Below are 8,130 nucleotides of genomic sequence, written 5' to 3' on the forward strand. Positions count from 1 at the left end.
CCGGGAAGCCCGCCCGGCGAAGCGGAGCGCAGCCCGGTGCTTGAACCCGTAGAGAAAGTTTCTACTCACGCAGCCCACCGCTAGGCGATGCGCCTGAGGAACGGCCGTCACTTACTACCGTCAACGCCCCCGCAGCGGCTCGCTGCGGGGGCGTTCTTACTGGTGGGCGTGGACGGTTTCGAACCGCCGACATCTGTTTTGTAGGCCTGGCGCCGACCACAAGGCGGTCTTGGCTGGTCAACAGCCGTACAACAGCGCCCAGCCTGTCAGCGGGTCTCTGCACCGCCTCACACCCCAAGTGACCGTGACTGACTGCTCGATCTGGCACGGATCTGGCACGCGCGGTGCCGCCCACACGTGCCTTGCAAGTTCGATCACGGCCCGGAGACGGCCCCGCCCAAAGTGCTGTCCGATCTCGGGATCTGGCTCAACTTCTGCGGAATGTGTGCCAGAACCGAAACTCGTGGATAAAGCCACCCACCGGGGAGCCGTCGCTGGCCGTGCTCGACCGCCCCAACCGGGGCACTCCTAGTCCCGGGAGCCTTGCCAGTCCAGGCAGACCACGGTGGCGTCGTCATGCAGGACACCTTGCTGGGCACACAGGACGGCCTGGGTAAGCGTGTGAACGACCTCGCGAGGGTGCAGGTCGCGGGTGCCCTCAATCAGAGCCGGAAGGTCCTCGGCAGCGGCGTTGCGCTCGAGCATGCCATCGGTGACCAGGATGAGGCGGTCACCTGGTCGCAGTTGGAGCGACTGGACGCGGTGCGGGTGCGACAAAGGGGCACCGAAGGGCGGATCGATCTCGGGAACCATTCGCTCGAGACGTCCCCCGCGCAGAAGCCAGGGCCAGGGGTGACCGGCATTGACGAAGCCGGCACTTCCCGTCTGCAGATCGACGCGCAAGAGCTGGCCGGTGACCAAGGGGCCATGCAGGCCGTGGTCGAGCAAGGCCTGATGAGCCTGATGGGCCTGGTCGGCCAGGTCTGCTCCTCCGCGCCGCGCGCTGCGCAGAGCGCCGACAAGCAGAGTGGCGATGAGGGCGGCACGGACGTCGTGGCCCATGGCGTCGGTGATGGACACATGCAGGGTGTGGCGGTCGAGGGAGTGATCGAAGGTATCTCCGGCGATCTGTTCGGTCGGGATCAGCTCGCCGGAGACCGTGAACTGCGGTGCTTCACAGGTGAGGCTGTCGGGAAGGAGAGTGTTCTGGATCTCGGCGGCCAGATTCGTGGGGAGGGTGCGGCGGCCCCACTGGTACAGGTCGGTGAAACGTCGGTTGGCAATGAGGATGTAAGCCAGCGCATGGGCCGATTCGACGATCGCCTGCACAGTTGCAGGTTCGGGGGCTTTCGGGAGGAGGACTTCAAGAAGCCCGATGGCATCCCCCCGGTTGCTCACCGGGGCCACGATCTGGACCTGCCCGTCGGGGTGCCCGCCTCGGCGGACGGACACCCGCTGTTCGCGAAGTACCTGCCCGTAGACGGTGCCGGGCAACGTGATGCGCTCCCGCTCCTCACCGGCGTCGGCGTTGCTCAGGCGTACAACGGCGTTGCCGGTGAAGTCGGTGATCAAAAAGGAGACGGACCGAGCCTCCAGGCGCCTTGCCAGCTCGAAGGCGATCACCTCGGCCGACTCGACAGGCATCCGGGCCTCTGTCGCAGCGAGCAGTCCGGCCAGCCCCGCAGACCTTTCAGTCATCTCCGGTTCCTCTCGCCGGATCCGCCCATCCACTCTCACGACAGCACCGACGAGCTGCACCCGTGACCGATGCAATACAGGGTTACCTGGCCAGCGAGTGCAAGGCCCCATTACGCCACCAGCGGCATGTCGCACACCGTCGCCCAGCGTGCAGCAAGGCGACCGCACGGCGGCGTCCCGACCGTGAGTGACCGCACCGGTTGATGTCAAAACTGGATGGCAAAGGCCCCCAACCACGATCGGCGAATTCGAGGGGCCTTTGCACTGGTGGGCGCGGACGGTTTCGAACCGCCGACATCTGCTTTGTAAGGGCGGCACCGGCCATAGGACGGTCTTGGCTGGTCAGCAGCCGTACAACAGCGCCCAGCCTGTCAGTGGGTCTCGCACCGCCTCGCACCCCGATTGACCGTGACTGACCGCTCGATCTGGCACGGATCTGGCACTCGCGGTACCGCCCACACGCGCCTTGTAAGTTCGATCACGGCCCGGAGGCGGCCTCGGCCTACCGCTTCTGTGCCTTGAACCAGCGGATCGCGATGATGGCTAGTCCGACGACGGCGATGAGCGTGACAGCTGTAGCGATCTCGGCGCCCAGGGGCATTGCTCCGAACACGTGCGTCTCCCTCGTTGAGTGGCTGCAATCGCCTGCAGATACGCGCTCGGGTTCTCGCGTGGGATGACCATGACATGCCATCCGGCGCTCGTACCCTCCAAGGCGAAAGCCTTGAGGATCTTCTGAGCTCGGCCTCTACACATGCGGAGGCGTGCAGCTCGCATCGCCGAGCCCGAATCCTGACCTCAGTCGCTAAGGCCAAAGATCCTTCCCACCCGCCCTACAGGGCAAGCCAGTTCAGATGTCACCCCATCGTGCAGCAGACCCAGGCGCTGGGCACGACAGGCGTATCCATCGTGGTGTTCCCGCGGGTCAACGCGGACATGCACGGCACCCCGCGTGGGACAGCCACATCGAGACCCTGCAGAAGGCGGACGTAAGGCTCGTCTATGGCCCTGACGTCTGGCCACTCTACGAACCCAGGGAAGGGCCAGCAGCTCGAGAGCTCCCCTGGGCCACGATCGTGGAAGCCCTCCATCACGGGACGGCCCAGCCTGCTTGACACCCGCTTTAGGAGTTCGACCGCGCCGTCTGCTCACCGGGGCGCCGAACCTACGGCACGGTGCAGTGCGCACCCCGGGATGCGATCAAGTCCGCTTCGGTCTGCCTACGTTGCCGTCAGAGACTGCCGTCATCGCGACTCCGGCAGGCCGGAATCCCCGCTGCCCACGGCCAAGGAGCAGCAGCCCGGACAGGTCGTCGACCTGATGGCAGCCCTGAACGCGTCGGTGCAGGCCAAGGAGGCCCGCGGCGATCGGAGAAGCACGCCACCGTCCACGAGATGAATCCCCGCAAGAAGAAGACTGCCGACCGGAAGCCACGCAGCGCCTGGACTACCCGAGCACCCCGAACTCGGTGTCGGGCCGGCAGTGGATGCAGGCCCGGAACCCTTCATCAAGGGCGGCGAGTGCCTGCTCGCGGCTGATCAACCGCTGTCATTTCCCGGGGGCGTAGCACCCGCCAACGCGGACCCCGATGACGCACGGGACGTTCCCGGTATGCCCGAGTATTCCACTTCACCACGATATGTCTGGAATGGCATTATTTAAGGATGGGGGTAGGTGCCGAAGCCTTTCACCTACAGCGGAAGGGTTGCCGTGAGCGCTCCGCGGGAAATTCCGGGTCGTCCCGGTGGTGACGTGGGTGATGCGCTTCTGACTGCCCTGTTCACCGAGTCCCCGATCGGCCTGCACATTTTGGATACCGGGCTGCGCCTCGTGTACTTCAACCCCGCTGCGCGCCGCATCCGAGCCTTCCCGATGGAGGAACTCCTCGGCTGCACGCTGTCGGAGATGCTGCGTGCCTTCGGTCTGGAAGAGGAGGCCGACGGCATCGAGGCCCTGGCGCGTGAGGTGCTGGAAACCGGCATGCCCAGGCGCGATGTCCTGGTGACGCTGCGCTCCCGCTACGAGCCGTATGCCGAGGTCACTGGGTCGGTCTCCTGGTACCGGCTGAATGACGCGCGAGGGCAGCCCCTGGGGGTGGCCGCGGCGATCGTGGATGTCACCGAGCGTTACCAGGCCCGGGCGCGGTTGGCTCTGCTGCACCGGGCCAGCACTCGGATCGGCACGACGTTGGACGTCTTCCAAACGGCGCAGGAGCTGGTCGACGCGGCCGTCCCGCATTTCGCCGACACCGCCACGGTTGATCTTCTTGACCCGGTGCTGCGCGGCGAGGCTCCTGAGCCCGGACCGCTGATCGAGGGCATTGCGCTGCGGCGCGCGGGCTGGCATTCCATGCACGACATCGAGGACTCACGGATCCCGATGGCCGGGGAGATCAGCGGCTTCCCGGCCGGATCGCCATACCGTCAGGCCATGGCAGACCTTCGTCCCTGCCTGGTCAGCAAGCTGGACGCGGACGCTGCCTGGCTGGCCGACGACCCGTTCCGCTACCGGCTGCTGGCAGCCGTCCAGGTGCGCTCGATGATTGTGGTTCCGCTGCGTGCCCGCGGCCTCGTTCTGGGCCTCGCCTGTTTCTACCGCTGGCGCTCCCAGGACGCATACGAGGACGACGACCTTGCCCTCGCCGCGCAGCTGTCTGCCCACACCGCACTATGCCTGGACAATGCGCGGCTCTACAGTCGCGGCCGCTCGGCCGCCCGCATCCTCCAGATGAGCCTCAGGCCCCTGGAAGCCCCGGCCCACAGCGCCGTGGAGACCGCACACTGTTATCCGCCCTCCGGCTCCGGCGGCGACTGGTCCGATGTCATCCCCCTGCCCGGCGCCCGGGTCGCTCTGGCGGCCGGCACCGTCGCCGGAGACGGTATCCGTGCCGCGGCTGCCATGGGCGAGCTGAGAGCTGCCATCGGCGCCCTGGCCGCTCTGGACCTGGCACCGGATGAACTTCTTCAGCGCCTGCACGAACTCGTCACCTGGCTCAGCGGCCAGGAACACCCCACCCCGGAGGCCGGACCGCGCACCGCGACCGTGGACGCCACCTGCACCTATGCCGTCCACGACCCCGTAACGCGGCACTGCGCCCTGTCTGCGGCGGGTAATCGGCAGCCGGTCTTCGTCCTGCCGGACGGCACCGTGCAGCTCGACGACATCCCGCAAGGACCAGTACTCGGGCAGGGACGACCCACCTACCAGGCAACGGAACACGAACTGCCCGAGGGCACCGTCCTCATCGTCACCAGCGCTGGCGCCCAACGGAACAATCGCGCGCCGCAGAACACCACCCGGACACTGGACCAGGTCCAGGCCGCCTTCAAGTCCGGCATCGGCTCACTCCAGGAAGCCTGCAACACCCTCATGGGCATCCTGACCCCCCAGCCCCCTGAGCCCGGCGCGGCCCTGCTGCTGGCAAAAACCCGCGCCCTCGGCCCCGGGCAACTGGCGTCCTGGACCCTGCAACCCGCCCCCGAGTACGTGGCCCAGGCACGCAAGCACGCCGCCGACCAGCTCGCCGCATGGAACCTCGACGACCTCACCCCCACCACCGAACTCGTCGTCAGCGAACTGGTCACCAACGCACTCCGCTACTCCGACGGACCCATCGGACTACGACTGATCCGAGACCGAACGCTGACCTGCGAGGTCTCCGACACCAGCAGCACGGCCCCACAACTACGCCGCGCCGAGGACAACGATGAAGGCGGCCGCGGCCTGTTCCTCACAGGACAGCTCACCCAGCGCTGGGGCACCCGCCCCACCCGACGCGGAAAGATCATCTGGGCCGAGCAGGCTCTTCCCGAACCCGTCACCGCACCGCCGCCCTCCTCATAGCGCAAGAACGCCTGCCCGGCTGCCGGCCAAGCAGACCATCGACAGCCATGCCCTGAAGCGGCAGCGGCTGCCCCACCTCGCCGGTGCCACTCGGTCACGAGCTTGACGGCCAGCGTCCGGGGTCACCACCTACGAAAGTGACGGGCTGTCAGTCGGAGGCGGCATCATGAAGACGATGAGCGAGGTTCCGGCTTGTCGGAGGTGTGGCCGTCCGGGCGGGCTCCTCCTCATGGTCGTTGTCCTTGGCTTTTGCGCTTGCGGACTGAGCGGGACCTCATGCATGCGCACCGACGCCGATCCGCTGAGGCCAGCAGATTTACAGAGGGCTCCCGTTATCCCCTCTCACCTGCAGCTTCTCCGTTGCTAGGCACCCCTGGGCACACCTGGGCACACCTGGGGACCTGTCAACGTCGGCCAACGGCCCTTGCGCCTTGATCGATCGTTCACTGAGGTCCGGCGCTGACCGCTGCGGTTCGTGCTTGTTGGTGTCAGCCGCTGGTGTCAGACGCCGCATGCAGTCTTGACAAGGCTTACTTCGCCGCTCTACAGCACCCGTCCTACTCCTCCGGGTCCCACGCGCGGAGCAGGTCGAACAAACCTGCGTCTCCCTCGATCTGCAGGGAGTCCGCCGGGATACGGTCGTACACGAAGAGAACCAGCTCACTGGCCGTGCCGCGAACGGAGACGCCAACCGCGTTCGGGCCCTCGTCGGCAACGGCGACAGGCGTCTTGCCGGGCGCGGAGATACGGGTGGAGCGTGCGCCGTCGCCGTCGACCGTGAGGCACCAGGAGCGACCCTCGGTAGCGTGGAAGTCGAAGGCAGTGGGCTTGTGCGGCCAGGCACTCGTCGTTGCGACGCAGGTGGACAGGAACTCCTCGACACCGTCGAGTGCCACCTCATCCGGCAGCGGCTCCGGGGCACCCACAGGGACCTGGGCGTCGTAGGTGTGCACCGCGATCTGCTGGAGCTGGTGCCGGGCGACGGCGCCACAGGTCTGCGGCGACTGGGACGCACCCCACCACGTCCAGCAACCGCGATCCGGGCCGGCCTTCCGCAATGCGTCCAGCAGTTGCTCCGTGGACTCCGCCAACCAGGCCAGCAGGGCCTCGCGCTCCCGAGGCGCAGCCGGGGCGCCCTCCGCTGCGGACTTGGCCGGAGCAGGCCCTGCGGCGACGGTGGCGGCCCAGGCGCGGCGCCCCTCGCCGATGTGCTGCGCCAGATCGAACAGCGTCCACTCGGGGCAGGTCGGCACCTGTACGTCGAGGCTGGGCGCGGAGGCGACCGCGGCGCGGAAGGCAGTCGACCGTTCGTCGATCAGTCGCAACAGAACGGGGAACGTAAGTGTCGTTGTCACATGGACTCCCTATCACCGTGTTCCGACAATCGGACAGTGATTTTCACAGCGGAGGCACCGAGCGCGCGGCACGGGCCGGGCGCCCTCAGATGACGCCGTGTCCACATTCTGAAACGATCAGTGAGTCACGCAACGCCGCACCGGCAAGGCCTCATTAGCCGCTCTTACCGTGCCCAATTCGAGGTTTCCGATTGACTCGCGGGTCTGGCTCCGACAGGAACCACAACTGTCCCTGCTGTCATCCCGTCCGCCTTCGGCCCACACACCGTGGAGCGGGCGTGGTTCAGGGCGTCAAGGTGGAGCGCGCCACTGTACGAACGACCTTGACGCCCTGGGCCGCGGCTGCTCGGCTCTGCCTGGGTCGAAGGTGGTCGGGATGGCAGCCTCCGACACTCGCCACGATGTGCCGGCACTCGCATACATCGCCCCCCGGTTCCCCCGACGTCTGATCGCCGAACGACGGATCGTGTTCGTGAAGATGGGGTGGCATGTCCGCATCCCCGAGAGCGCGTTGACGGACTTTGTCGCCATGCCTGCGCCCTGAGCTTGGGAATCACCGTGCTTCTGACGGTCATTGACCGCCTGAGCAGCAGTAGCGGGCACCAAGAGGCGTCCTGGGGCTCGCCCTGGCACCCGCTGTTGACCGTGGTGTACCGGCTTGACGGGCACGGATCGGGCACGCGGATGAGTACCGTTTCAGGAAGCGAGGTGGGGCGAGTCGTGCGCCGACCTGCGAGGGACCTACTCACTTCGCCCGGGGCGTCTCCCGATGTCCCCAGCCCTGGGCCCGCCAGATCAGCAAGAGGCCAGCCAGCATGAGCAGGCTCTGGCCATGGAAGGGCACCAGCCACGCCGCCGCGAGATTCGCCGCGATCAACAACGCCCCAGCACCCCATACGCGCGGCTGTTTCACACCCTTGCGCACCCAAGGGAATGCGATGCGCCCAGTCGTCATGGCCAGTGCACCCGTCACGCCCAGTATCAACGCCATCACGAGAATGATTACAAGAACGACAGACGACACACAGCCTCCCTTGGCGCCTTCACTTAGGCACTCGCTCTGATGATCTCAGCGCTCAACAACGGGGCACAATGCCGAATCCTGGCAGCGGGCATCCCCACTTGGAGACTGCGGGCCCCCTTTAGTACTCCAGCCGGACTTCTCCATTACCGCTGGTCAACGGCTTGAGTGTGGGGATTGTAGCGGGGTGGGTTTGGCTGCGGGGCGGTCTTG

The 8,130-nt window shown here is 66.7% G+C and carries 6 protein-coding genes; 2 read left to right on the forward strand and 4 right to left on the reverse strand.

Features of this window, described 5'->3' with window-relative positions:
- Positions 1-528: 528 nt before the first annotated feature.
- Both ACFVXE_RS12675 and ACFVXE_RS12680 read right to left on the reverse strand, forming a co-directional pair.
- Positions 529-1,698 (reverse strand): PP2C family protein-serine/threonine phosphatase, encoded by a 1,170-nt coding sequence (locus tag ACFVXE_RS12675; protein WP_389671104.1) that lies wholly within the window; start codon positions 1,696-1,698, stop codon positions 529-531.
- 1,446 nt (positions 1,699-3,144) lie between these two features.
- Entirely contained in the window at positions 3,145-3,240 is a 96-nt protein-coding gene (locus tag ACFVXE_RS12680) for a DUF6233 domain-containing protein (RefSeq protein WP_389671106.1), read from the reverse strand.
- 210 nt (positions 3,241-3,450) lie between these two features.
- Here ACFVXE_RS12680 and ACFVXE_RS12685 point away from each other — a divergent pair, with 210 nt between their 5' ends.
- Positions 3,451-5,541: a SpoIIE family protein phosphatase gene (locus tag ACFVXE_RS12685; protein ID WP_389671108.1), complete on the forward strand. Its 2,091-nt coding sequence runs from the start codon at positions 3,451-3,453 to the stop codon at positions 5,539-5,541.
- Positions 5,542-6,098: 557 nt separating this feature from the next.
- On the opposite strand, the gene ACFVXE_RS12690 is transcribed toward ACFVXE_RS12685, so the two are convergent.
- Entirely contained in the window at positions 6,099-6,896 is a 798-nt protein-coding gene (locus ACFVXE_RS12690; RefSeq protein WP_389671109.1) for a maleylpyruvate isomerase family mycothiol-dependent enzyme, read from the reverse strand.
- A 376-nt stretch (positions 6,897-7,272) separates the two neighbouring features.
- Between ACFVXE_RS12690 and ACFVXE_RS12695 the strand changes: the two genes are divergently transcribed.
- Positions 7,273-7,440, forward strand: a complete 168-nt coding sequence (locus ACFVXE_RS12695; protein WP_389671111.1) for a hypothetical protein — start codon at positions 7,273-7,275, stop codon at positions 7,438-7,440.
- Positions 7,441-7,641: 201 nt separating this feature from the next.
- On the opposite strand, the gene ACFVXE_RS12700 is transcribed toward ACFVXE_RS12695, so the two are convergent.
- Complete coding sequence (locus ACFVXE_RS12700) at positions 7,642-7,920, reverse strand: hypothetical protein (protein ID WP_389671112.1); 279 nt, start codon at positions 7,918-7,920, stop codon at positions 7,642-7,644.
- Positions 7,921-8,130 lie beyond the last annotated feature (210 nt).

The organism is Streptomyces sp. NPDC058231 (assembly GCF_042882275.1).
Lineage (GTDB): Bacteria > Actinomycetota > Actinomycetes > Streptomycetales > Streptomycetaceae > Streptomyces.